The organism is Nocardia sp. NPDC052566, assembly GCF_044547285.1.
GTDB lineage: Bacteria > Actinomycetota > Actinomycetes > Mycobacteriales > Mycobacteriaceae > Nocardia.
This window is the reverse complement of the sequence record NZ_JBIUAF010000005.1, coordinates 888,870-911,490: the sequence shown is the minus strand read 5'-3', so window position 1 is coordinate 911,490 and position 22,621 is coordinate 888,870. Positions and strand designations below refer to the sequence as shown.

The 22,621-nt window shown below is 67.1% G+C and carries 24 protein-coding genes and 1 riboswitch; of the genes, 19 read left to right on the top strand and 5 right to left on the bottom strand.

From position 1 onward, the window contains the following. Positions 1–57 precede the first annotated feature (57 nt). The gene (locus ACIG5A_RS29130) at positions 58–1,428 is read right to left on the bottom strand and encodes a lipase family protein (RefSeq protein WP_397245657.1); all 1,371 of its coding nucleotides are present in this window, start codon (positions 1,426–1,428) and stop codon (positions 58–60) included. Positions 1,429–1,587: 159 nt separating this feature from the next. Next, a complete protein-coding gene (locus ACIG5A_RS29125; RefSeq protein WP_397245655.1) occupies positions 1,588–2,817 on the bottom strand; it encodes a lipase family protein in 1,230 nt (409 codons plus the stop codon). 262 nt (positions 2,818–3,079) lie between these two features. Here ACIG5A_RS29125 and ACIG5A_RS29120 point away from each other — a divergent pair, with 262 nt between their 5' ends. The 3 genes from ACIG5A_RS29120 to ACIG5A_RS29110 all read left to right on the top strand — a co-directional run bounded on the left by ACIG5A_RS29120 (position 3,080) and on the right by ACIG5A_RS29110 (position 4,460). Beyond that, positions 3,080–3,322, top strand: coding sequence for a hypothetical protein (locus ACIG5A_RS29120; protein ID WP_397245652.1), 243 nt, complete (start codon positions 3,080–3,082; stop codon positions 3,320–3,322). An 83-nt stretch (positions 3,323–3,405) separates the two neighbouring features. Beyond that, complete coding sequence (locus ACIG5A_RS29115; protein WP_397245650.1) at positions 3,406–3,930, top strand: DUF2599 domain-containing protein; 525 nt, start codon at positions 3,406–3,408, stop codon at positions 3,928–3,930. A gap of 194 nt (positions 3,931–4,124) precedes the next feature. After that, positions 4,125–4,460 carry a hypothetical protein gene (locus tag ACIG5A_RS29110; RefSeq protein ID WP_397245648.1) on the top strand — a complete coding sequence of 112 codons (336 nt, stop codon included), beginning with the start codon at positions 4,125–4,127 and terminating at the stop codon, positions 4,458–4,460. A gap of 25 nt (positions 4,461–4,485) precedes the next feature. Here the strand turns inward: ACIG5A_RS29110 and ACIG5A_RS29105 are convergent, their stop codons facing one another. Together ACIG5A_RS29105 and ACIG5A_RS29100 are read right to left on the bottom strand one after the other, a co-directional pair. Continuing rightward, positions 4,486–5,373, bottom strand: a complete 888-nt coding sequence (locus ACIG5A_RS29105) for a helix-turn-helix domain-containing protein (protein ID WP_397245645.1) — start codon at positions 5,371–5,373, stop codon at positions 4,486–4,488. Between the two features lie 90 nt (positions 5,374–5,463). After that, complete coding sequence (locus ACIG5A_RS29100; RefSeq protein WP_397245643.1) at positions 5,464–5,685, bottom strand: DUF397 domain-containing protein; 222 nt, start codon at positions 5,683–5,685, stop codon at positions 5,464–5,466. Between the two features lie 294 nt (positions 5,686–5,979). On the opposite strand from ACIG5A_RS29100, the gene ACIG5A_RS29095 reads away from it, so the two are divergent. The 4 genes from ACIG5A_RS29095 (at position 5,980) to ACIG5A_RS29080 (ending at position 9,035) form a co-directional block, all read left to right on the top strand. Continuing rightward, the gene (locus ACIG5A_RS29095) at positions 5,980–6,777 is read left to right on the top strand and encodes an SAM-dependent methyltransferase (protein ID WP_397245641.1); all 798 of its coding nucleotides are present in this window, start codon (positions 5,980–5,982) and stop codon (positions 6,775–6,777) included. A gap of 205 nt (positions 6,778–6,982) precedes the next feature. Continuing rightward, positions 6,983–7,219 carry a hypothetical protein gene (locus ACIG5A_RS29090; protein WP_397245639.1) on the top strand — a complete coding sequence of 79 codons (237 nt, stop codon included), beginning with the start codon at positions 6,983–6,985 and terminating at the stop codon, positions 7,217–7,219. Positions 7,220–7,386: 167 nt separating this feature from the next. Continuing rightward, on the top strand, positions 7,387–8,523 hold the full coding sequence (locus ACIG5A_RS29085; protein WP_397245637.1) for a PucR family transcriptional regulator: 1,137 nt from the start codon (positions 7,387–7,389) through the stop codon (positions 8,521–8,523). A 74-nt stretch (positions 8,524–8,597) separates the two neighbouring features. Beyond that, positions 8,598–9,035, top strand: coding sequence for a CBS domain-containing protein (locus ACIG5A_RS29080; RefSeq protein ID WP_397245635.1), 438 nt, complete (start codon positions 8,598–8,600; stop codon positions 9,033–9,035). On the opposite strand, the gene ACIG5A_RS29075 is transcribed toward ACIG5A_RS29080, so the two are convergent. Then, positions 9,032–9,448, bottom strand: a complete 417-nt coding sequence (locus ACIG5A_RS29075) for a pyridoxamine 5'-phosphate oxidase family protein (protein WP_397245633.1) — start codon at positions 9,446–9,448, stop codon at positions 9,032–9,034. The genes ACIG5A_RS29080 and ACIG5A_RS29075 overlap by 4 nt on opposite strands. A 116-nt stretch (positions 9,449–9,564) precedes the next feature. Between ACIG5A_RS29075 and ACIG5A_RS29070 the strand changes: the two genes are divergently transcribed. The 12 genes from ACIG5A_RS29070 to ACIG5A_RS29015 all read left to right on the top strand — a co-directional run bounded on the left by ACIG5A_RS29070 (position 9,565) and on the right by ACIG5A_RS29015 (position 22,546). Further along, positions 9,565–10,767, top strand: a complete 1,203-nt coding sequence (locus tag ACIG5A_RS29070) for an aminotransferase class V-fold PLP-dependent enzyme (protein ID WP_397245631.1) — start codon at positions 9,565–9,567, stop codon at positions 10,765–10,767. After that, a complete protein-coding gene (locus tag ACIG5A_RS29065) occupies positions 10,764–12,107 on the top strand; it encodes a heavy-metal-associated domain-containing protein (RefSeq protein ID WP_397245629.1) in 1,344 nt (447 codons plus the stop codon). Before ACIG5A_RS29070 ends, ACIG5A_RS29065 begins: the two co-directional genes overlap by 4 nt. Continuing rightward, entirely contained in the window at positions 12,104–13,699 is a 1,596-nt protein-coding gene (locus ACIG5A_RS29060; RefSeq protein ID WP_397245626.1) for an alanine racemase, read from the top strand. Before ACIG5A_RS29065 ends, ACIG5A_RS29060 begins: the two co-directional genes overlap by 4 nt. Further along, complete coding sequence (locus tag ACIG5A_RS29055) at positions 13,699–15,027, top strand: pyridoxal-phosphate dependent enzyme (protein WP_397245623.1); 1,329 nt, start codon at positions 13,699–13,701, stop codon at positions 15,025–15,027. The genes ACIG5A_RS29060 and ACIG5A_RS29055 overlap by 1 nt, the downstream gene beginning before the upstream one ends. Positions 15,028–15,137: 110 nt before the next feature. Next, complete coding sequence (locus tag ACIG5A_RS29050; protein ID WP_397245621.1) at positions 15,138–15,548, top strand: hypothetical protein; 411 nt, start codon at positions 15,138–15,140, stop codon at positions 15,546–15,548. Positions 15,549–15,648: 100 nt separating this feature from the next. Continuing rightward, positions 15,649–16,278: a TetR/AcrR family transcriptional regulator gene (locus tag ACIG5A_RS29045; protein ID WP_397245619.1), complete on the top strand. Its 630-nt coding sequence runs from the start codon at positions 15,649–15,651 to the stop codon at positions 16,276–16,278. Positions 16,279–16,334: 56 nt separating this feature from the next. Beyond that, a riboswitch (M-box (ykoK) riboswitch) is annotated at positions 16,335–16,505 on the top strand. A 231-nt stretch (positions 16,506–16,736) separates the two neighbouring features. Further along, positions 16,737–17,456 (top strand): MgtC/SapB family protein, encoded by a 720-nt coding sequence (locus ACIG5A_RS29040; protein ID WP_397245617.1) that lies wholly within the window; start codon positions 16,737–16,739, stop codon positions 17,454–17,456. 73 nt (positions 17,457–17,529) lie between these two features. Next, positions 17,530–19,260 carry an ABC transporter permease gene (locus ACIG5A_RS29035; protein WP_397245614.1) on the top strand — a complete coding sequence of 577 codons (1,731 nt, stop codon included), beginning with the start codon at positions 17,530–17,532 and terminating at the stop codon, positions 19,258–19,260. 37 nt (positions 19,261–19,297) lie between these two features. Next, on the top strand, positions 19,298–20,638 hold the full coding sequence (locus ACIG5A_RS29030) for a nitrate/sulfonate/bicarbonate ABC transporter ATP-binding protein (RefSeq protein WP_397245612.1): 1,341 nt from the start codon (positions 19,298–19,300) through the stop codon (positions 20,636–20,638). 121 nt (positions 20,639–20,759) lie between these two features. After that, positions 20,760–20,993: a hypothetical protein gene (locus ACIG5A_RS29025; protein WP_397245610.1), complete on the top strand. Its 234-nt coding sequence runs from the start codon at positions 20,760–20,762 to the stop codon at positions 20,991–20,993. Positions 20,994–21,011: 18 nt separating this feature from the next. Further along, positions 21,012–22,112 carry an SPFH domain-containing protein gene (locus ACIG5A_RS29020; RefSeq protein ID WP_397245608.1) on the top strand — a complete coding sequence of 367 codons (1,101 nt, stop codon included), beginning with the start codon at positions 21,012–21,014 and terminating at the stop codon, positions 22,110–22,112. Positions 22,113–22,144: 32 nt separating this feature from the next. Next, a complete protein-coding gene (locus tag ACIG5A_RS29015) occupies positions 22,145–22,546 on the top strand; it encodes a cold-shock protein (protein WP_397245606.1) in 402 nt (133 codons plus the stop codon). The last annotated feature ends 75 nt before the right edge of the window (positions 22,547–22,621 follow it).

Here is a 22,621-nt window from a genome sequence, read left to right as displayed (position 1 = left end):
CACAGATGATGCCATGTGAAGGCCGATTGTTTCTATAGCCGAATGTCCTTTATATGCTCAGCATTCGCTGCTCGCCGGAACTCCCTGCAGCCGTTGATCAAGCCACACTACGGCTTCCGGGTAACCGAGACCGGCCGCGATGATGTGCTCGCCGAGCACGCTGCGATACACCGCGGGCACGCCGAGCCCGCACTGCTCCCGGTACAGGTTGCGCGCGCCCTCGGCCGGGATCCAGAACTCCTGCTCGCCGTTGTAGATGTACAGCGGCACAGCGGATTTCATCCCGGGCATGCGCGTCACCCGATAGATCTCGCGCGCCAGATCCGAATGCAGCGGGTCGGGGATGTTGGCGGCGATGTCGATCGGCAGCATCAGCACACCCGGCAGCGCGAACAGGCTGGCGCAGGTGTCCTTCAGCGGCGAGGTCGCGGCCCACTGGGCCAAATTGTTCATGGCCGTGAGAATTTCGGTGCGCTCACGGCCGACGCCGAACGTGGCGGCCATGAATACACCCGAGGCCAGATTCGCATTCAAACTGCGCGAAAGGATTTCGTAATCGGCGGGTACGCCGCCGAGCGCGGCCCCGACGATCGAGCCGGCCAGCTCGGGCGCATAGCTTTCGACCAGTTTCACCGCGCCGTGCGTGGCGATCGCACCGCCCGAGTAGCCGGTCATACCGAATCGGCTGTCCCCGAACTCATCCGGTAGTCGGCCGCGCACCGCGCGGATCGCGTCGAGCACGATGTGCCCGGCCACGTAGGGCTCCGCGTAGGCCATCCACGGACCCTCGTGATCCGGGATCAGCACGGCGTATCCGCGCAGCGCCGCCAGCTGGGTGGTCGGCGGGATGAAGTCGGTGAGGTTCGTCGACTTCAGCGAGAAACCGTGTGCCAGGGTGTAACCCGGGTTGCATTCGCGCCCGAGCGCGTCGATCGGCAGGTTGTTCACCACCACCGGGCGGTCGCCGGGGCCCGTCCACGCCGCGGCCGGAATCACCAGTGTCGCGGTGCCGAAGGACGGCTGGTCGTGCGCGTCGTTGGTGCGGAACTTCAGCAGCAGCGCCTGCCGGATGGGGACGAGCGCCAGTGGCGCCGCCGTCGCGGTGACATCCCTGACCTCGATCACCTCCCCCGCACCGAACGTGTCGAGGTTCGCGGGCCAGGCATCGAATATCGGATCACCGACCGGCGCGGGCCGCACCGCCTGGCGCAATGCCGCGAGACCGGGTGTCACCTCCGGCGCCGCCGCGGGCTCCGAATACTCCTGCGGCACAGGAGCGATCGGCGGAGGTGGCACCACCTGATCGATCAGCTCCTGTAGCCAAGGCAGGGTGAACGCGGGCGGAGGCGGCGGCGGTTCGGCGGCGGCCTCGCCCGCCACGGCCGCGGACAGCAATAGCAACGCGGCAACGGCGCGCAGGCATCTCATGGACTCGGGCCTTCGGTGCGATGTCGGGTTCGCCTGGCGCCCGGAGATATGCGGCCTTCGTCCCCCGAAATGCCCCTGTCCACCGAGGCCAGACCGTCAGGTTAACCGACGGTCCAGCTGTCTAGGTGGCTAATCGACTATGAGTCCAATTCGCAATGTTCAGCGCGGCAGCCCCGCACAGTTGTTCGGCGCGGGCTCGCCGCGATAGCGCGCGTCGAGCCAGGCCAGCGCGGCCGGAATGCCGAGCACCGCCGCCGTCAGGTGATCGGGCACCGGGATCTGCTCGCTCTGCACCGTGGCGCCCGCCGCGCACCAGCGCTTGTCGGTGTTGACCACCGCGTCGATCGGGATCAGCCCGTCGATCGGCGAATGCCATTCGAAAATGGGCGTTTTCGGCACACCGTCGTAGAGTTCGAGGCTGTTCTCCTCCACCACCGCCCGCGCGTCGCGATCGTTGATCATCGAGGTGGTCTTGGCGAAGTCGGTCGCGCCACGGCCCGCGCCCGCGGCCAGGATCTCGTTGGTGCAACTGTTGGCCATCGCCGCGCGCGCGGCCAGGCCGCGGTCGTTGAGCTGCTCGCTGAGCGGAAACCGGTCCGGGTACTCGCGTTCCAGCCCGAGGCCCGCGGCCAGCGCGAGCCCGAAGACCGGATGCGCGCCGAGGCCGAGACCCTCGAGCATCTTCACCAGGTTCATCGGCACGCCGCCCATCGCCGCGCCCGCGATATCGAGGTCGGGCGCGTACTTCGGCGCCAGGGCGGCCGCCCAGGCGGTGGCCATGCCGCCGCCCGAGTAGCCGACCATGGCCACCTCACTCTTGCGCACCTCCAATTCCGATACTCGTTTCACCGCGCGGATACCGTCGAGGGTGATCTGGCCACCCAATTTCGCTGCGCCATAGGCGAATTGCGGCCCGAGATGGTCCGGCAGCGCCACCGTCCAGCCGCGCTGCAGCAGCAGGTTCCAGCCGGGCGCCTCGCGCACCATCAGGTTCGGATCGCCGGTGTAGAGCACGCGCGATACCGAACACTCCGCGCCGAGCCCGTTGATGATGTGCTGGAACGACAGCAGCGGCCCATCCGCCTGATGGCCGCGCGGCGTGAGCACCGTCGTGGTCGCGGCGATCGGCCGGTCCTCGGAGTTGGTGGAGCGGAACCGGACAACCGTCACCGTGGTATCCGGAAAGATCATCAGCGGCGGCATGACCCTGGTGCCGATCACCTCGCCCGGCTTCATGTCGGCAAGGTTCGCCGGGGTCGCGTAGAACGGGTCCGGATCCGGTTCGGGATAGAGCGGGTCGGCGTGGCCGGGTACGGCCGTCGCCGCGGCCAGCACCAGCCCGGCGGCGAACACGCCGGCCGCGCGCGCCAAGCGAAGAACCTGACTCATCGACGTTTGCCTTTCGATCGACGAATGCGAACATCCTGGGCACGTCCGCCGTCCCGCGGCAGACGTCGAGGCAAACGTTTTGACAATTCACAAGTTCGCGGCACTCGATTTGTGATCGTCATCGAGGGATTCTCGTGAGACACCCCCACGGCGGGCGCCGCTGTCTGTGACATGTCCAGCCCATGTCTGGGACCTTGCGCCACGCCCCGGTGCGTGACTTACCGTCACACACAACGTCGTCCGAGTAGAGGAGACAGTGGCTATGGACGGCACTGCAGGACACGCGGCGTACTCCCACGACGTTCCGGAGGCGCCGACCCGGCGCATCACCGTGCACTTCGAAGGGCCGACGCCGGACGATCCACTGATACTCGAGTACGCCGCCACCCGCGCAGAGGCGGGCGAATTCACCGATGCCGCGGCCCACGCCGGGTTGACCGTCACGGTGGACAATATGGTCCGGCCAGGGCTGCGCAGGCTGCCCTGCCGTTCACTCTGGCACTGAACCCGAAGGCACCGCGGCTTCAGCGGCACCAAAGGCCCTATTAGCTAGGCTGAATAGCGCACCAGACGACCAGGAGGCGCCACGTGAGCCAGCGACTACGGACATCGGCCGCGCTGCTCTGCGCCGCCCTACTGTCCGGCAGTCTGTCGCTCGCCGCCTGCGGATCCGATAGCCCTACCGCCACAACACCTTCCGCCGCAACACCTGCCACGACCACACCGACGCCGCCGAGCAGTACGCCGACGACCGTGCCGCTGGCCTCCACCGCACTGCCCGTTCCCTCCGTCGATCCCTTCGCCGGCCAACCGCTCATCGATCACACGAGCTGGACCGAGAACATCGACGGCGCCCGCCTGCTGGTCTTCCCCACTCCAGCGGGCCGCCAGACCACCTTCCCCGGCGCCGAGGAACGCGCGTGGCGCGAAGTGCTCGCCGACTCCCCCGACGCCGAGACGCCTGGCATGCGCGACCAATTCGTCTGCCACTGGGTGTGGGCGCGGCTCGTGCAGCCGAACAAGCCGAGCTGGAACCTGGAGCCGTGGCGACCCGCCGTCGGTTATCAGGCCACGGTCGACGCGAGCTGCAATCCCGGTGGGCCGGAACGGTAGTCGACGGAACCGCCCGGTCGGGACGTTTTCACATCTGCCTCAGATCGCGAAACTGCTTCTGTACGAATGCAATCGATCGTGCAGATGCACTTGCATATGCAAGCCACACCGACCTAAACTCAGTCCGCAAAGCTTTACAGGGGACAACCAGGGGAAGCCGCGAGGGCGAACCGAAGGCCTGGTACGCCAAGGGTTTGCTGCCGCCAGACACCAAGGGCGTTCGCATGGACCAACCACTTCCCGGCGGCCGGCTCGGTATTGCCGAAGCCGCACTGGCCGATCATCCAGTGAACGGTACAAACATGAGCACACCGTCGACCCGAAGCGACCACCGGGGCAGCACATTCTCCCGGGAAACCGCCGTCGCGTTCGTCATCGATGCCGTCGAGTCCACCGGTGCAGCCACCCGGCATGATTTCGACATCGAAAGAATCGTCAGCACCGCGCACGCGGTCGTCGACGATTGGGATTTCAACACGCTGCAGCCGGCCATGTTCTGGCGCATCGCCTCCAGCTGCATCAAACAGTAGCTGCCGCAGCATCCGCCACGCCGCCCTATAGCTCGGCGGCGTAGTCGGCGATGATCTCGATCGACCGCTCCGGTCGCTCGGCCTGCACGCTCAGTCGGTCCATCACTGACAGGTACAGCGCCAGATCCTGGCGTCGATCCAGATACAGTGCGCTCGTGAGGTGTTCGAGGTAGACGATATCCGGCAGCTCCTGCTCCGTGAAGCGCAGAATGCTGAACGAACTACCCGCCGCCGCGTGTTCACCCGCGGAATAGGGCAGCACCTGAATCGTCACGTGAGGTAATTCGGCGAACTTGATCAGCTGCTCCAGCTGATCCTTGTGTACGCGAGGTCCGCCGACGTGCCGGTGCAGCGCCGCCTCATCGATCACGGCCCAGATGATGGGCGGATCGGTGCGGAACAGGATCTCCTGCCGCTTCTGGCGCATGGCGACGCGGCGATCGGTATCGGCGTCCTCGTAGCCCAGCGACACGACGGCCCTGGCGTAATCCGGTGTTTGCAACAGCCCGGGCACCAGGTGCGCCTCGTAGGTCCGGATCTTGCTCGCCGCCTGCTCCAGCCCGAGGTAGGTACCGAACCAGGACGGCAGCAGATCGCTGTAGCGATGCCACCATCCCGGTTCGTTCGCCTGCCTGGCGAGCTCGAGGAACGACTCGCGCTCATCGGCCTCGACAACGCCGTAGAGAGTCAGCAGGTCACGGATATCGCGTTCCTTGAAGCCGGTGCGGCCCAACTCGAGACGACTGATCTTGGCGTGTGAACCGCGGATGGCATCGCCCGCCGCTTCCCGGGTAATGCCCTTTTTCTCCCGGAGCTTGCGCAGCTGTCCACCCAGCGCGATACGCAGCACGGTAGGGCCACGTTCCGCGATTACCGATTGCACACGACCGTCGTCATCGGGTTCAGCGATCATTGAGTTCGTCTCCGATACTCGGGGGGTTGCCCACAGTGTGTCACAACCACCCGTCGCGAAACACACCGCACCGACGGCTTATGTTACCGCTCAGCTAGTCAAGTCGTCGAATTCTCCAGCCTTCGCGCCGCGGACGAATGCATCGATCTCCGGACGGGTGTAAAGCAGCACCCCACCCTCGGGATCACGTGAGTTACGCACGGCCACCAGGCCATTGGTCGCCTCGGCGACCTCGACACAGTTGCCGCTCGGATTGCTGAACGTGCTCTTCCGCCACGTTCCCCTGACCTGGTTCGTGGATGTTTCAGACATTTCCCACTCCTCGGTAGCGCCGTCTGGCAGATCTAGTTCTTGCAGATGCACTCTCAAACGTTCTTGCATTTGCACCCACACCGGGACCTTAGCACGAAGTTCACCGCCGCGGGTCTTTTAAATTCAGACCTGTTGGTACGAAATGGATTTGATCAACTCTGCGGAGTGGAAATCAGGCGTTCAACTGGGCCATCCCCCTATCGGCCCGACTTGAATCTTGTACTGTCGCAGTGCAGATCGGATGTACCAGCCATTCGCGACACCGCCACGCCCTGCCCAGAGGAGCACACCATCATGTCCGACGATCTCACCCCGCTGATACGGACCGACATCCCACATTCGGCCCGTATTTGGAACTACTGGATGGGTGGCAAGGACCATTACGAAATCGACCGCGTCGCAGGCGATGCCGGCGTCCAGGTCGACCCGGACATCGTCACCATGGCGACGCAGTCGCGGCAATTCCTGATCCGCGCCGTCCAGTATCTGGCGGGCGAGGAGGGCATCCGCCAGTTCCTCGACATCGGCACCGGCCTGCCGACCATGCAGAACACCCACGAGGTGGCGCAGGGAGTCGCGCCCGAATCCAAGGTCGTGTACGTGGACAACGACCCGCTGGTCCTCGTGCACGCCAGGGCGCTGCTCACCAGCACCACCGACGAGGGCGTCACCATGTACATCGATGCCGATTTCCACTCCCCTGAACAGATCGTCGCCGACGCGCGCAACGTACTGAACTTCAACCAGCCGATCGCCGTCATGTTCATGGGCGTGCTCGGGCACGCCAAGACCTACGAAGATCTGCTCCGCATCGTGCATACCGTCCTGGACGCCGTGCCGTCGGGCAGCTACCTGGTGATGTGGGACGGCACCGACGACAGCCAGGCCTATGTCACGCTGTGCGAGAACTACACCAAGACCGGCGGCGTGCCGTACACGCCGCGGCCGCAGAAGCAGATCGAAGGTGTCTTCGACGGCCTGGAGATGGTGGATCCGGGATTCGTATCCATTACGCAGTGGCGCGCACCCGACACGCAGGTCGGCGAGATCCGCCCGATTTCGGCCTACGGCGCGGTGGCACGCAAGCCATGACCTGTTGAGGCAAACCGCCAGTGTCACAGTGGCGGTCGGTGACCGACGGGTTGCCGGCCGCCTTTTTCATACCTATTGGTCGAACGTGCAAATGTACTTGCATCTGTAAGCGACAAACGCCTAAACTCGGAGCCAGAAATCGGGGCGCAGTCCAGGGAGTTCGTGCCGGGGTCGCAACCCTTGGGCACACGCGAGGGCGGATCGAATGAGTCAGCCATTTCGAACTCCCCGCCGGTCCGCCGCTGTCGGCGGCACCGGTGTCGATGCGTTGCGTTTGCGGCCGGTGCCGGATCTACCCATTTCAGATTGCAGTAGTGAACCACCGGTACTCACCTATCGCCAAGCGCGCGATTTGCTGAGCGCCCACGAGGTGCACGGTCCGCAATGCCGGCAATGGCTGGCCGCCGCGGCCTATCTGTCCGCGGGGCTCGACGACGAATAAGCGGGGAATCTCCCCACTGTGCGGTCACGATCCGGTCAAGCCGGGAAAACATGGTCTGCCAATGGATCTCGCGGATAACTACCACTGCGCACGCCCCTTTCGTATAGTGATGCGAACGATTCGGACGCAGTTGTATTACGCCCGACGTGGCAATGGAGCGAACGCGTATGACCTACTCGGCGCTGGATCTGTCCGCTGATTCGTCCGATTCGGCGGCGCGGGCGCAGGACGCCCGCCCGTCGACCCGCGGCTGCCTGGCGCTCGCGGTCGAAACCTTCGCTCGCCAAACGGTTCCCGACGAGGCCAGGCTCGCCGAGGTGCGCGAGTCGGCGGCACAGTGGGCGCGTGAGGGTGTGCCGCTCGGCGCCATCCTGCGCGCCTACCACGAGGGCGTGCGCATCGCCTTCGGCGTGGTCACCGCGCGGGCCAAGGCCGCCGATATCGATGAGCTGCTGCTCGCCACCGATCTCATGCTCGAGCTGCTCGAAGCGATCACCGCCGCGGTATCCGACGCCTACGTCGACGAGCAGCACCTGGTGGCTCGCGAACACCAAACCGCCACACAGACTTTGGCATCGGCGCTGCTCAGCGGGCGCGCCAGCTCGACGCTGGCCAGGCAGACCGGTATCCCGATCGCCGAGTCGTATCAGGTGGTGGCACTGGCGATTCCGGACCATCGCGACGAAAGCCCACCGCGGCTGGACGCGCACGCCGCCGCGCGGCGCAAACTACGCAGGCTGCAATCGGCGCTCGCCACCGTCTTCGAATCGCACGCGCTCGCCCTGCTCAGCACCAAGGGCGGCACCCTGCTCATCCCGGCGGGCGGGCCCGCGCTGACGAGCGAGGTGCTCGACGCGCTCGCGGGGGCCGCCGAGGTGCCGCTCACCGCGACGCTGGTGCTCAGCGATACCGACGAGGTGCCCGACGCCGCGGACCAGGCGCACGAACTACTCGAGCTGGTCCGCGTCGGCGGCCGCGCGCCCGGGCTCTACCAGATGACCGACCTCGCCGTGGAGTATCAGCTCACCCGCGGCGGCCCCGCCACGCGCCGCCTGGCCACCATCCTCGAACCGCTCGAGGCGCATCAGGAACTGTTCGACACCATGCGCGCCTACCTCGGCAACGATATGAATCGCCAGCTCACCGCGCGCCAGCTCTACGTGCACCCCAATACCGTCGACTACCGTTTGCGCCGCATCGCCCAACTGACCGCGATCGACCTGGCCACCTCGGCGGGCATCTCACAGGCGGCCATCGCACTGCTCGCCCGTGACCTCGATCGCCACATTCCCCACCGCCCGTAACGGATTCGTGCTGGTCACGGCGCGGTGAACTTTGGGATCCTGAGAGCACCGTGACGACTGGATGGTGAAGCCTTATGCGAATCGCGGAAATCTTGCGCAGAAAAGGCAGCGACGTGGCCACGGTCGCGCCCGAGACGACGGTGCGCGACCTGCTCCGCGTGCTGGCCGAGCACAATATCGGCGCGGTGATCGTCTCGGCCGACGGCACGACGATCGCGGGCATCGTCTCGGAGCGCGATGTGGTGCGCAGCCTGCTCGCCAAGGGCACCGGACTACTCGAGCTGCCGGTCGCCGAGATCATGACCGCCGCCGTGCACACCTGCGCACCCGAGGACCGAGTGGACGGGTTGCGGCGCACCATGACCGAACATCGCATCCGGCATCTGCCCGTGGTGCGCGACGACAAGCTGGTCGGCATCGTCAGCATCGGCGATGTGGTCAAGAGCGCCATCTCCGAGCTGGCCACCGAGCGCCAGCATCTCGTCGATTACGTGCAGGGCCGCCAGTATTAGCCGAGGTCGGCCGAGAGCCAGTGCTCGGGGCGCAGGTACACCGCGACCTGCGGGCCGAATGCCTCCGCCTGCTTCAGGTATTGCCGCATCCGGTCGCCCTCGAGGTAGCGGCCGACCATCTCGAGATGCATCGCCTCGGTCATCGGCTCGACCCGGGAGACCGGGCCTTCGACCGTGACGTACCGGACGGTCGGTTCAACAACGTCCACCATCAGGCTGAAGCGGCCTGCCGCCTGGATGAGCCGCATCTTGCGGGTGTCCGGCCCGGTCAGCACCCAGGGCTCCGAACCGGGTTCGTACTGGTACCAGATGGGCAGCGTGAGCGGGGCGCGATCGGGGCCCGCGGCGACGGATAGGGCCGCGACATGCGGCCGAGCGAGAAACTCCTGGCGTTCTTCGAGGGTCAATGGCATGACCTCCACCCTATTCATCCCAAAGGCGTTGTCCACGAGAAACCTTCGAACACCTTACGAAATGTGCGTATCGTTGGTGGCGTCCAGCGCGTTCTCCTCGGGAGGGAGCGTCAACGTTGCAAGCGGTCACGCGGCTACCGACCGAGTTGTTCCCCGCGCTGGCCGCTGCCACCGAGGTCTATCTGGACAGCGCGGCCACCACGCAGAAGCCGCGACCGGTGATCGAGACCATCCATCGCTATCACAGCGTGCGCACCGCCAACGCCGGACGCGGCACCTACCCCTGGGCCACCGGGCTCACCGCCCAGTTGGCGCGGGTGCGGGCGCGCACCGCGACCTTCCTCGGCGCCGAGCATCCGGACGAGATCGTCTTCACTTCCGGCGCCACCGCGGCGCTCAACGCCGTCGCGCTCTCCTGGGGCCTCGCGAATCTGGGTGATGGCGACGAAATCCTGTACAGCCCAACCGATCACGCGTCCAACGTGCTGCCGTGGCGGCAGCTGCGCCGCCAGCTCGCGCGGTTCGGGCGCCGGATCGACCTGGTGCCGTATCGCACGACCCGCACCGGCGAGGCCGACACCGCCGACATGCTGAGCAAGATCGGCCCGCGCACCCGGCTGATCACCACGAGCCATCTGCACCACGTCTACGGCGGGCTCACCACGCTCGAGGAGCTACGCGGCCGGCTGGACCCGGCGATCCTGCTGTGTTTCGACTGCAGTCAGAGCGGCGGGCACCTTCCCGTGGACGTCACCGTGCTCGGCGCGGATTTCGCGGTCTTCGCCGCGCACAAGATGCTCGGCGCGCCGGGCACCGGAATCCTCTACTGCCGCAGAAGGATTCACCCGGCGCTCGATCCGTTCCTGCCCGGCGGCAACTCCGGGACCGCGATGCCGGAGCTCCTGGAGGGCGGCACCCAGAACCTGCCCGGCATCCTGGCCCTGGGCAGCGCGCTGGAGGTGCTCGAATCGCTCGGCACGGCCGCGATCGCGGCGCACAACCGGGAGCTCACCCTGCGCCTGATCGACCGGCTACGCCCGGTGCCCGGCCTCGAGTTCCTACCGGGCCCGGCCTACGCGCCGTGCGAAATCGGTTACGGCATAGTCTCGTTCACCCTCGCCGGGATCTCGGCGGCCGATCTCGGTTTCGTACTCGCCGAATTCGGCTTCCTGGTCCGCACCGGCGCGCACTGCGTGCCCACCGACGATGGCGATCCCGGCATCGACTCGGTGCGGGTGAGCACGCACATCTACAACACCACCGACGAGATCGACCGGTTCTGCGCGTGTGTCATGCAGGTCGCCAAGGAGGTCACGTGACTATCGACGGCATCACCCCGCGCTACGACCGGCGCGCGGCATCCCGGGTACTGGCCGGGCTCGCCCAGCCAGGCCTGTTCGCCGCGCCGCCCGACCCCGGACCACCCCGCAGGATCGAATACACCAGCGCCGCACTGCGTACCGAGCCCAACAGCCATCTCACCTACTCCCAGCGGCTGTACCTGGAGCGGTTCATGCGACCGTGCCGCGACTACCAGGTCACCAGCGCCACCCACCGGATCGCCTGGACCGACAGCGACGGTATCCCCAATACCGGGCACTATCGCGCCGACGGGCTCGGACCGCTGGTACCGATCGCCGCGCGCGAGGCGACGCTGCTGCTCTGGCACGCGGTATCGGCGAACACCGCACTGGCCGACCGTATTTCGGCGCTCGGACCGCGCGAGCACGCGGTACTGACCGGCACCACCACCGACCACGAGCCGCTGGAGATCTTCCGCGTCGGCATCGAGGCGACCGGGCGGGCACTGGCCCAGCACGCGCTGCTGGCCAGGCAGACGCCGTACCGCAGCGCCGTCGAGTTCGGTACCGGCATGCACGATTCCGGGCTCTTCGCCGCCGTCGCCACCCGCTGGTACTGGGAGCTACAGGCCTCCACCTTTCGGCGCGGCATGATCCCGGTGACGCTGATCACCCAGCCCGACGGCACCGTGCGCTACTCCGCGGAAACCGTCGCGACCCTGCGCGCGATGAAGGACACCACCATCGAGGAGGCGCATACGGTGATGCGCAGAGCGGTGAACGTGGAGAAACTCAGCGTCGCCGACGCGATCGCCAAGTACCACGACGAACTCGACCTCATCTCCCGCCAGTACGCGCTGCTGCCCGCGGGCACCAGGCCGGCGTGCCTGGCCGCCATGCCGCACCATCTCGGCGGCGGACACTACAGCCTGTTGCCGCTGGTGGTGGACCGATTCGTCGCGCTGTACACCGAGATCGCCGGCAGTTGCCGGATCACCGAGGTGCGCACGGATCTCGACGCGCTGTCCGACGAGGCGGCCCGCGCCGAGGATCAGGTGTTCTACGTCCCGGATATGAACTGCAAGCACTGCGTGCGCACGATCACCGGCGTACTGGAATCGATGGGCATCGGCGTCGTCGAGATCGATCTGATCAGCAAGCGGGTGGTCGCCGAATTCCGCAGCCCGCGCAACCGGGCGCGCGCGTTCGAGGCGATCCGCGACGGCGGCTACAACCCCGTCGCCGAAAGACCGCATCAGACCCACGCGGTACGAGCTCAGGGCCCGGAGGCGGTAGCGGAGCGTGACCACGCAGGGCCCCGCGAGCACCGCCAATCCGGCACGGAATCCACGGTATGACCGCACCACACCCCGCGCTGCCCGCACGGATCCATCCGCTGGTGCGCGCCTACCTCGATACCCGCGACGCCGTCGACGAGACACTGATCCGGTTCGGCTCGCCGGTGCACCTGATCTTCCCGCAGGTGTACGCCGACAATCTGGAGCGGATGCGCGCGGTGCTGCGCCACCAGCTGCCCGGACATCGGATCTGCTACGCGCACAAGGTGAATCAGTCCCGTGCGCTGGTGCGCACCGCCGAGCACGCCGGCATCGCCATCGATGTCGCCTCGCCGCAGGAGCTGGCGAGTGCGATCGGCGCAGGCTTCGGTCCGATGCGCATCGAGGTCACCGGGCCGAAAGGCGAAGCGTTCCTGCGTGATCTGATCGACTGCGGCGTCACCGTCAACGTGGACAACCTGTGGGAGCTGCGCCGCATCGCCGAACTCGCCGGTGACCGCGCGAATGTTCCTGTACTGCTGCGGATCTCCGGATTCCCCGACTCCCCCGTGAGCCGATTCGGGGTGCCGCTGGCGCATGTCGACCGCGCCTTCGATCTGCTCACGGCCCATCGCGGCCGAATCAGGTTCCTCGGCTTCGCCTTTCACATCGATTCCGGGGAACCGGCGGAGCGGGTGCGGGCCTTCGACGCCTGCCTGGAACTGGTCGAGCGGGCGTACGGTCGCGGGCTGACGCCGTCGGTCCTCGATATCGGCGGCGGCTTCCGTCAGGTGTTCACCGCCGACGCGGACCGCTTCGACGGCTACGTGCGGGCGCTGCGCGAATCGCTTCTCGGCCACCGCGAGCCGATGAGCTGGGCGGACAACACCTTCGGCTATCACATCGACGACGGCGCGGTGCACGGCACGCCGGTATTCCACAAGTACGCCAATACGATTCCGGCCACGCGGATGCTGGCCGACCTGCTCACCGCGCCGCTGGAGCGGCACGGCGGGCGCACCATCGCGCAGGTCGCTGTGGACAACATGATCGAGATCTGGCTGGAGCCGGGCAAGTCGCTCGTCGACCACGCCGGAATCACCGTCGCCAGGGTCGAATTCGTCAAGGAGCTCGCCGACGGCACGGTGCTGGTCAACGTCGACCTCAGCCGCGACGCGGTGACCCCCGCCGATCAGGAGGTGATGGTCGATCCGCTGGTGCTGCCGAGCCCCGCGCACCGGCCCGGTCCGATCGGCGACGGCTCCGCACCGCACCGCGGCGCGGGCGACATCTTCCCCTGCCTGGCACCGGTGACCGAATCCGGTGCCGTCGGTGTGTATTTCGCCGGCCGACTCTGCCTGGAGCGCGACCTCATCACCAACCACAAGGTGTGGCTCGCGCAGCGCCCGCGCCCGGGCGATCTGGTGATTTTCCCCAATACCGCCGCCTATCACATGGATCTGTCCGCCGCCGCGGCCTCGATGCATCCGCTGCCCGCGAAACTCGCGGTGGTGCACCGTGCGGGCAGCTTCCAGGTGTATCGCGACAACGACTACGAGCCGCTGATCCCGGTCGGGGTGCCGCCGCCGCGCAGGCTGCCCTCGCGCAGGCCACCGCTGCGCAGGCCACCGCAGCGCTGGCCGGTCCGGCCCGACAGCGCCGGGGCGCCGTGATGCGCTACGACCACATCACCGAACTCATCGGCAACACACCGCTGCTGCGGCTCGATCCGGCGGTGCACGGGCTCGACCACGTCGAGCTGTACGCGAAGCTGGAGTCCGCCAACCCTTTCGGCTCGGTCAAGGACCGGGTGGCCTGGGGCATGATCCGCGACGAACTCGACGCGATCCTGGCCGGGGGCCAGACGCTGATCGAGGCGTCGAGCGGCAATACCGCCAAGGCGCTGCGGATCCTCGGCGCGGTCTACGGCGTCGGCCTGCGCGCGGTGACCAACCGCATCAAGGTCGCCGAGGTGCGTAAGCTGCTGCAGCTGTTCGAGACCGATATCGTCGAGCTGCCCGGCCTTTCCGAATGCCCTGACCCGACAACGCCGAACGATGTGTACTCGGTCATCGAGGCGACCATGGCCAAGCAGCCCGGCATCTACCGCCATCTGTCGCAGTACACCAACGAGAAGAACATCGAGGCGCATTATCATGGCACCGGGCGCGAGATCCACGACGACCTCTCCGTCGACGGCACCGGCCGGGTCGACTACCTGATCGGCGGCCTCGGCACCACCGGCTCCACCCGCGGCGCCGCCACCTACCTGCGCAAGCACAATCCCGAATTGCGCACCATCGCCGTGGTTTCCGAACGCTCGGACTTCATTCCGGGCATCCGCTCGGAGCACGAGATGTGGGATGTCGGGCTGTTCCAGCCGGACTTCTACGACCGGATCGTCACGGTCGCGGCGGGCCGCGCGGTGGACGCGACCATGGCGCTGGCCAACGGGTACGGCATCCTGGCCGGTCCGACCAGCGGCGCGGGCTATGTCGCGGCGCTGGATACCCTCGGCGCCCTTGATCTTTCGCAGCGCCCGGCCGACGACCCGATCGTCGCGGTGCTGATCGTCTGCGACCGGCTCGAACCGTATCTGTCCTATCTCGAGAAGCGCAGGCCCGACCTGTTCGGCCGCGCCGAACGCCGCGACAAGCCGACCGCCGCCGACCTCGACGCGACGCCGCGGCTGTCCCCCGGGGAACTCGCCGAACTCGATCGCACCGGCAGGCCGACCATCGTCGACACCCGCGGCGCCATGGCCTACCGGATCGGGCACGTGCCCGGCGCGCTCAATATCCGCGACGATCAGCTCGACGAGATGTTCGGTAGCGGCGTGCCGTTCCCCCGGTCCCGGCCGGTGGTGTTCGTCTGCCCGGTGGGCGAGCTGTCCGTGCGCTTCGCCGCCCTGGCCCGGCGGGCGGGCTACGACGCGGCAAGCCTGGCCGGCGGCGTCGTCGCGTGGCGTGATGCCGGATTGCCGCTGGAAAGCGGTGTGTGAGCTCTAGTTTCGAATTCCTCGCGTGTCGTGCCCGCAGGTCGCGCAGACTTCGTGCTAGCGCACTTTCGTGCTGCGCGCTGTCCGCTACCTTGCGAAAGAGATGGTCCATCATGATGTTCCGGTCGAAGTCGACGTTCGCCGCGGGGCTCACCGCGTGCGGCGCAATGGGCGCCGCGCTGGTGCTCACCGCCCCGGCCGCCCCGGCCGCCGTCACCTCGGTCAGCCTCGCCTCGGGGCTGAGCTTCGGCAGCTCCACCTCCTACGGCACCGGCTGCTCCTACACCGCCACCGCGCAGGCGACCCCCGGCGATATCGTCGGATTCTTCGATCCGGCGGGCACCTTCGATCCCGGCGGATGGCAGACCGTCGGCGCGTCCGGCAGCGTCACCGCGAAATGGACACCGTCCACCACGGGCAAGCACAACGTCTACGCGGTCCGCAGCAGCGGTGAATACGTCTCCACCACCGCGACCGTCGGCAACGGACTCAACCTCGGCTTCGCCTGCGTGGTCGTGTCCTGATCCGCCGTCGGCACGGTGCCGGTGCCCGGCCGCGCCCCGCCGCGGCACCGGCGCGACGGCGAATCGCGGGACGCATACGGCCACGCACTACTGTGGTTCCGTGCAGACAGGCCAGCAAGCAGACGACGATGCCGGTCCCCGCATCTGGGGCGGGACCACGCTCACCGAGCGCAGGGAAGCGCGCAGGACGGCGTTGCTCGAGGCCGCGCTCGACCTGATCGGCGAGTCCGGCGCGGGCGGGGTCACCATGCGCGCGGTCTGCCGCAGGGCCAATCTCACCGATCGCTACTTCTACGAGAGCTTCGCCAGCCGCGACGAACTGCTCGACGTGCTGTACCGCCAGGTCGCCGACGAATTCCTGGAGCCGATGACCGCGTTCGCGGCCACCGACGATCCCACCCGCGACCACATGCTCTCGCAGATCCTGGTCGACAAGGTGCTCGCCGATCCGCGCAAATCCCGGCTGTTCCTCGTCGAGCCGTACTCCAGCACCGGCCTCGGCCAGACCACCATCGCGGTGATGCCGGTGTTCACCCGGGTGATGCAGGATCACCTCTTCGCCCATATCGAGGATCCGGTGCGCCGCCGCCTGGCCGCGGTCACCATGGCCAGCGGTAACGCGGGCATGTTCTCGGCGTGGCTGAACGGGTCGCTGCGGGCCAGCCGCGACGAGATCATCGACCACTGCGTCGCCATGCTGACCGTCTACCGGTCACTCTATCGATCCTGAAGCCCGGCACAGTCGATTTGCCAACCCCGGCTTTCGGGTGTTTACTCGCTGACGCAAGGTGCCATCGTTCGCTGAGGCTCCTTCACGGATACAGGCCAGCGACCCCGAACGTCGAGAGACGCCCCGGGTCAGGACAGATCTCCCCGGCTTAAGGGGTGATCCCGATTGGCTCCCGATTCCCGGGTTCACGCCGTGAAGTGCCAAAGGTCTTACGAGGAGAGGTTCCGCCCGGCGTTTCACCGGATTCCTCAGGCATTCTCTGCGACGATCACCCATGGTGCTCGGCATTTGCCGCGCCCGCCCGACCGAAGGAGGTGAGCCGGATGCCCGGCGGTAACAGTCCCAAACCCCCGTTAGCCAACTATTCACCTGGCGAACCCTTCTCAGCCGATTCCGGAGTCCGACGCGCCCCGTAGCCTGCTGTTGATGGTGCGCCGTCCATATTCAGGGAGTGCGTGATGTCAACGGTAGAGATGATCCTGCGGCTGCTGGTCGGGGTCGGGCTCGGCGCGGCCATCGGCTTCGAGCGGCAATATCGGGCCCGCGGCGCGGGCCTGCGCACCAATGCGCTTGTCGCCGCCGGATCCACCCTGTTCGTGCTGCTGTCCGCACACGGATTCCACGGCGCCGACGCCGATCCCACCCGCGTGGCCGCCCAGATCGTTTCCGGTATCGGCTTTCTCGGCGCCGGCGTGATCATCCGCGACGGGCTCAACGTGCGCGGGCTGAATACCGCTGCGACACTGTGGTGTTCGGCCGCCGTCGGCGCGCTGGCCGGTGCGGGCATGCTCGATACCGCGCTGGCGGGCACCATCGTGGTCGTCCTGGTCAATATCGCGCTGCGCGCCGCGGGCCGCGCCGTGGACCGGCAGCCGACCGCGAGCGAGGAGCAGGCGGCGTCCTACATCTTCGTCGCCGTCACCAACGACGACAACGAGGCGCACGTGCGCGCGCTGCTCGTCCAGGCGTTGACCCGCACCGACTTCCGGCTCGTCTCCATCTCCAGCGCGAACACCGGCGTACCCGGCCGGGTCGAGGTGCGCGCCGAGCTGGTCGGCGATCAGCGCGACGATCGGCAGATGGAGTCGGCGGTGAGCAGGCTCAGCCTCGAGCCGTCGGTAACCAGTGTGGGCTGGCACATTTCGGTGACCGAGAACGCGAGCGGGGCCCAGGCATGACCGAGTCAGGGCCCGCAGGAGGCAGCTTGCGTAACCACGGAGGGCCCCTCGGGCATGCCAGGAAGGACACAGCATGACTCTGCTGCGCCCTTTTTCGCCCGCGCTCGACCGGCCGCGCACGCCGCGCGCCGATGTGCTGGTCTTCCTCGCCGCGGTGATCCTGATCTGGGTTGTGGTGCACGTCTCCAGCACCATCGCCGTGCCGTTCGACGAAACCACCGCTCCGGCAACGGTTTCCACCGAAACCAGCGAGCTGCCCTACTATGCGGCACGCTCGCTGCTGCGGATGTTCATCGCGCTCGGGCTGGCGCTGGCGTTCACCTTCGTCTATGCCACCGCGGCCGCCCGGCTGCGCCGGGCGCGGACGGTGCTGATTCCGGCGCTGGACATCCTGCAGTCGGTGCCGATCCTCGGCTTCCTGTCGATCACCGTCGCCGGGTTCATCGCGCTGTTCCCCGGTTCGCAGCTCGGCCTCGAATGCGCCTCCATCTTCGCGATCTTCACCTCGCAGGCATGGAACATCACCTTCGCCTTCTATCACAGCCTGATCAGCCAGCCGCGCGAGCTCGACGAGGCGGCGCGCAACCTGAGACTGTCACGCTGGCAGCGCTTCTGGCGGGTCGACGTGCCCAGCGGGATGATCCCGATGGTCTGGAACGGCATGATGAGCTTCGGCGGCGGCTGGTTCTTCCTGGTCGCCTCCGAGGCGATCAGCGTGAACAACCGCGAATTCGCGCTGCCCGGCATCGGCTCCTATGTGGCGACCGCGACCGCCGACAGCGATCTCGGCAAGGTGTTCCTCGCGATCGGCGTCATGATCGTCATGGTCGTCGGGGTCAACTTCCTGTTCTGGCGCCCGCTCACCGCGTGGGCCGAGCGCTTCCGGGTGGAGGATTCCGAGGCGGCCGAGGCGCCGCGCAGCATCGTGCTGAACCTGTTGCGGCGCTCGCATGTTCCACTGCTGCTCGGCAAGGTGTTCGGGCCGCTGGTCGCGCCGATCGATCGGGCGATGAGCGTCTTCGGGCTGGCCGAGCATCCGCTGCACACCTCGCCGGTGCGGCGGCGCGCGGGCGATGTGGTGTTCGCGGGCATCGTCACCATCGGCATCGCCTACGGCGCGTATCGCGTGCTCGCCTACATCCAGTCGACCGCCGGATTCGGCGAGGTGGCGCACGCGTTCGGGCTCGGCTTCCTGACGCTGCTCAGGGTGATCGCGCTACTGGTGCTCGCGACGCTGGTCTGGGTACCGATCGGCGTGTGGATCGGGTTGAACCCCAAGGTGTCCCGGCTCGCGCAGCCGGTGGTGCAGGTGCTCGCCAGCTTCCCGGCCAACTTCCTGTTCCCGTTCGTCACCGCCGCGCTGATCTGGAGCGGTGCGAGCCTGAACTGGGCGGGCACGCTGCTGATGGCGCTCGGCGCGCAGTGGTACATCCTGTTCAATGTCATCGCCGGGGCGAGCGCGGTGCCCAACGATCTGCGCGAGGCGGCCGCCAACCTGCGGCTGCCGCGAAAACTGTGGTGGCGCAGGCTGATACTGCCCGCCATCTTCCCCAGCTATGTGACCGGCGGCATCACCGCGGCGGGCGGTGCGTGGAACGCCTCCATCGTCTCCGAGGTGGTCCAGTACGGGCCGACCACACTGGTCGCCGCCGGTCTCGGCTCCTACATCGCCGAGGCGACCAAGGTCGGCGACTCGCCGCGCATCCTCATCGGCGTGCTGGTGATGAGCATCTACGTCGTCACCATCAACCGGTTGTTCTGGCGGCGGCTCTACGCCCTCGCGCAACGGCGGTACTCGCTGTGATCGCCCGCGCCGCAACTCGTTCGACAGGAGGTCTGTCATGACCGCATCCACCACCACCGGCGCCGTCCTGCTCGACCTCGCCGGCATCAGCAAGCGCTTCACCGGTGCGGCGGGCGATGAGCTGCGCGTGCTCGACGGCATCGATCTGCAGCTGCGCAGCGGCGAAATCGTCGCGCTGCTCGGCCGTTCCGGTTCGGGCAAGTCGACCCTGCTCCGCATCATCGCCGGGCTGATCGCGCCGTCGGGCGGCCACGTGCGCTACCGCGGCCGCGAGCTCAACGGCGCCAATCCCGGTGCGGCCCTTGTCTTCCAGTCCTTCGCGCTGATGCCGTGGCTGACCGTGCAGGACAACGTCGAGCTCGGACTGGCCGCACGCAACGTCGCACCCGCCGAGCGGCGCAAGCGCGCACTCGACGCCATCGACATGATCGGCCTCGACGGCTTCGAGAGCGCCTATCCCAAGGAGCTTTCCGGCGGCATGCGCCAGCGCGTCGGCTTCGCCAGGGCCCTCGTCCTCGAACCGGACCTGCTGCTGATGGACGAGCCGTTCTCCGCGCTGGACGTGCTCACCGCGGAGAACCTGCGCACCGAGCTCGTGAACCTGTGGGAGACAGACGGATTCCCGACCAAGTCGATCTGCGTGGTCACCCACAACATCGAGGAGGCGGTGCTGCTCGCCGACCGGGTGCTGGTACTCGGCTCGAATCCGGGCCGCATCATCGCCGAGATCGCGATCACCACCCCGCGCCCGCGCGACAAGCGCGCACCGGGCTTCGAGGCCATGGTCGATCAGATCTACGGCCTGCTCACCGGCCGCGACACCGAACCGGCTGTCGCGGAGGTGGATACCGCGACGCCGACCGCGCGACCGCTGCCCGAAGCCTCGGTCGGCGGGCTCGCCGGTCTGGTCGAGCTGGTCTACGCCAACGGCGGGCGCGCCGATTTACCCGCGGTCGCCGACGACCTGAACTTCGAGATCGACGATCTGCTCCCGCTCGTCGACGCCGCCGCCATGCTCGGCTTCCTCACCGTCGAGGACGGTGATGTGCTGCTCACCGATATCGGCGCCCGCTTCACCACCGCCGACATCCTGGAGAGCAAGAAGATCTTCGCCGAACAGGCGCGCCACCGCGCGCCGCTGGTGCGCACCATCTGCAAGGGGCTGACGGGCAGCGCCGACGGCAGCCTGCGCGCCGGATTCTTCCTGGATCTGCTGCGCCGCGGCTTCGGCCCGGAAGACGCGCGCCGCCAACTGGATACGGCCATCAACTGGGGTCGCTACGCCGAGTTGTACGACTACGACACCGATTCCGACAAGATCACCGCCGACCCGGACGCGCAGGTCTTCGCCGGTGTGCGCGGCAAGTGGACGATGTAGCCGTTAACGGGTGCGTGGGTCCCGGCGAATACGGATCGGGAGGTGGGGTTCGATGATGCCGAAAAGTGTTGTGACAGACGTACGCTGCAAGTTCAACGCAGACCGTGAGGAGTTTGTCGCGATGACCGATCCCGTTCAGGGGTTGACCGGTACCATCACCTCGCCGATCCGCGGCGCCGGAATGCTGGGTGAGGTGCTGGTGGCCATCCGAGGGGGGACCGAGTTGTACATCGCGCGGGGCGACGAACCGATCGCGATGGGTGTCTCCGTGCTGATCGTCGCCGTCCATCCGGGGCGCATCGTCGACGTGGTGCCGTGGATTCCGCTGATGCCGGACCCGGCATCGGCACCGTAGAACCAAGAGGAGACAAACGTGCTGGGATACCACGTGCCGAGCCCCGACGAGGCGATGCTGGTCAGCGGCGGCAAGGAGCGGGAGAACGCGCCGTTCCGGGTGATCATCGGCCGCGGCGCCTGGGTGGTGCCGCTGTTCCGCAAGGTCAGCTATCTGTCGCTGGCCATGTTCGAGGCCGAGATCAAGGAGCGCTGCGTCACCAAACAGGCCATTCAATTGGAAGTGCGCGCGGTGATCGCGTTCAAGGTCGCCAACGACACCCAATCGATCGTCAATGCGGCACAACGGTTCCTTTCCGAACAGGAACGCGAGATGTCGGTGCTCACCGGCCGGATTTTTTCCGGTCACCTCCGCTCGATCGTCGGCTCGATGACGGTCGAGGAGATCATTCGGGAACGCCAGAAGCTGGCCGATGAGGTGCTCGTCGCCTCCAAGGTCGAGATGGGCAATATCGGCCTGTGGGTGGATTCTTTCCAGATCCAGTCCATCGACGACGGCAATCTCGGCTATATCACCGCACTGGCCGCGCCGCACAATGCCGCCGTCCAGCGCGACGCGCAGATCGCCCAGTCGCAAGCCGCGCAGCTGGCGGCGCAGGCCGAACAGGAATCACAGCGCAGGCAGGCCGAGTACGCCCGCGAAACCGCGATCCTGCGTGCGCAATATCAGCGCGATATCGACAAGGCGAAAGCCGAAGCGGCACAGGCGGGTCCGCTCGCCGAGGCGATGGCGCTGCAGGAGGTGCTGACCGCGCAGGCCGAGCAGGCGCGCAAGGAGGCCGAACTGCGCGAACAGCAGCTGCAGGCCGAGGTGGTCAAACCCGCTCAGGCCGAAGCGGATCGGGTGCGCATCCTGGCCGAGGCGGAGGCCGACCGGACCAGGATCCAGGCCGCGGCGGCCGCGTCGAACAACCGAATCGCGCTGGACCAGTTACTGATCGAGCAACTGCCGGAAATCGTGAAGCAGGCGTCGAACGGTTTGGCCAACGCCAATCTGACGGTGCTCAACGGACCGGACGGGGTCGGCGAACTCGTCAACGGAATGGTCGGTCAGGGGTTGACGGTTTTCAACTCGTTGCAAAAGGCCCTTTCGTCCAACGGCGAGGATAATGCGGGCTAAAGTGGCCGAGTAGCGACGGCGACGAGGAGCGGGTGTTGGTGTCCATCGGGAAATTGGTGTCGTTCGACAGCTCTCGGGGATTCGGGTTCATCAGGCCGGAAGACGGCGGGCCGGACGTGTTCGTCCACGTCAACGACATCGGTCTGGATGAGGAAGAACTGCGGCAGGGACGGGTGTTCGAATTCGATGTCACCGAGGGTGACCGCGGGCCGAAGGCGGTCAATCTCAGCGTCGTCGGTGGTCAACCCGTGTTGCCCGCGCCCCGGCATAAAAAAGATAGGACCAATTCTGGTCAGCTCACCGTCTCCGAGCACAAACGGCTGATCACCGAGCTACTCCTCGACGCCAGCCCCGCGCTGACGGCGGGCGAGATTCTCACCATCCGTGATCGCCTCACCGCATTCGCCGACCAGCACGGGTGGCTGGACAACTGACGTTCACCCAGGTTGTCGGACAGGCCGCTTACGATCAACCCCGGACCCACACCGATGAATCCGCGTTGCTCATGA

Coding starts and splice junctions, on each gene's coding strand:
- ACIG5A_RS29035 (WP_397245614.1), top strand. CDS start 17,530: ATGACTCTGCTGCGCCCTTTTTCGCCCGCGCTCGACCGGCCGCGCACG.
- ACIG5A_RS29100 (WP_397245643.1), bottom strand. CDS start 5,685: ATGTCTGAAACATCCACGAACCAGGTCAGGGGAACGTGGCGGAAGAGC.
- ACIG5A_RS29040 (WP_397245617.1), top strand. CDS start 16,737: ATGTCAACGGTAGAGATGATCCTGCGGCTGCTGGTCGGGGTCGGGCTC.
- ACIG5A_RS29125 (WP_397245655.1), bottom strand. CDS start 2,817: ATGAGTCAGGTTCTTCGCTTGGCGCGCGCGGCCGGCGTGTTCGCCGCC.
- ACIG5A_RS29130 (WP_397245657.1), bottom strand. CDS start 1,428: ATGAGATGCCTGCGCGCCGTTGCCGCGTTGCTATTGCTGTCCGCGGCC.
- ACIG5A_RS29080 (WP_397245635.1), top strand. CDS start 8,598: ATGCGAATCGCGGAAATCTTGCGCAGAAAAGGCAGCGACGTGGCCACG.
- ACIG5A_RS29090 (WP_397245639.1), top strand. CDS start 6,983: ATGAGTCAGCCATTTCGAACTCCCCGCCGGTCCGCCGCTGTCGGCGGC.
- ACIG5A_RS29120 (WP_397245652.1), top strand. CDS start 3,080: ATGGACGGCACTGCAGGACACGCGGCGTACTCCCACGACGTTCCGGAG.
- ACIG5A_RS29060 (WP_397245626.1), top strand. CDS start 12,104: ATGACCGCACCACACCCCGCGCTGCCCGCACGGATCCATCCGCTGGTG.
- ACIG5A_RS29085 (WP_397245637.1), top strand. CDS start 7,387: ATGACCTACTCGGCGCTGGATCTGTCCGCTGATTCGTCCGATTCGGCG.
- ACIG5A_RS29055 (WP_397245623.1), top strand. CDS start 13,699: ATGCGCTACGACCACATCACCGAACTCATCGGCAACACACCGCTGCTG.
- ACIG5A_RS29105 (WP_397245645.1), bottom strand. CDS start 5,373: ATGATCGCTGAACCCGATGACGACGGTCGTGTGCAATCGGTAATCGCG.
- ACIG5A_RS29075 (WP_397245633.1), bottom strand. CDS start 9,448: ATGCCATTGACCCTCGAAGAACGCCAGGAGTTTCTCGCTCGGCCGCAT.
- ACIG5A_RS29030 (WP_397245612.1), top strand. CDS start 19,298: ATGACCGCATCCACCACCACCGGCGCCGTCCTGCTCGACCTCGCCGGC.
- ACIG5A_RS29050 (WP_397245621.1), top strand. CDS start 15,138: ATGATGTTCCGGTCGAAGTCGACGTTCGCCGCGGGGCTCACCGCGTGC.
- ACIG5A_RS29095 (WP_397245641.1), top strand. CDS start 5,980: ATGTCCGACGATCTCACCCCGCTGATACGGACCGACATCCCACATTCG.
- ACIG5A_RS29025 (WP_397245610.1), top strand. CDS start 20,760: ATGACCGATCCCGTTCAGGGGTTGACCGGTACCATCACCTCGCCGATC.